The 768-nt window shown below is 71.2% G+C and carries 1 protein-coding gene and 1 pseudogene; both read right to left on the reverse strand.

All coding sequences use genetic code 11. The features are described from left to right. Positions 1–372 (reverse strand): annotated as a pseudogene (locus LQT98_RS23950) (allophanate hydrolase); the annotation flags it as partial. Further along, the coding region (gene pxpB / locus LQT98_RS23955; protein WP_231465770.1) for a 5-oxoprolinase subunit PxpB at positions 365–768 on the reverse strand (404 nt) is incomplete at its 5' end. The gene pxpB and the pseudogene LQT98_RS23950, both read right to left, overlap by 8 nt.

Genomic DNA, 768 nt, shown 5'->3' on the forward strand with positions numbered 1-768 from the left:
CGCCAGCGGGACGGCGATGCCGCCAGCCAGCGCCAGGTAGGCGCGCATGCCGTGACGGCCGCCGCTCAACGTCAGCTGCTGCCCGGCGCGCGCCGGATAACGCCAGCCGCTCCACACCGGCTCGCCATCCAATTCCGCGCCGAAATCCGCGCCGCCCAACGCGAACCAGGCATCACGGAGAAAACGCAGGCGGAACGGCCCCGCAACCACCTCGATGCCGGCGGCGTCCGCCGCATTGGCCAGCAGCCGGTTGGCCATGATCAGCGCCGGCCCGTCCAGCGCGCCGCACTGAGCCACGCCCAGATGGCGCAGACCGCGGCGACCCAGGTCCTGCACCGTGCTTTGAACGCCGGCCTGAATGACTTCAATCATCCTCGCCCTCCTGCGCCGCGAAGCTCACACTGTCGCCGGGCAGCAGCAACGATGGCGGATCGCGGCCAGGATCGAACAGCTTGAGCGCGGTGCGGCCTATGATCTGCCAGCCTCCGGGGCTCGCCGCCGGATAAATGCCGGTCTGGCTACCGCCTATGCCCACCGAGCCGGCCGGCACCGCCAAGCGCGGCTCGGCGCGCCGCGGCGTGGCCAGGCATGCCGGCAAGCCGCCCATATAGGCGAAACCGGGCTGGAAGCCCAGGAAATACACCTGGTATTCGGCCCCCGCATGAGCGGCGACGACTTCCCGCTCGCTCAAGCCGGTATGCGCGGCCACCGCCGCGAGATCCGGCCCATGCCGACCGCCGTAGCGCACCGGCACCGTCACCTGGCGCG

It is taken from the genome of Chromobacterium aquaticum (genome assembly GCF_021129195.1).
Classification (GTDB): domain Bacteria; phylum Pseudomonadota; class Gammaproteobacteria; order Burkholderiales; family Chromobacteriaceae; genus Chromobacterium; species Chromobacterium aquaticum.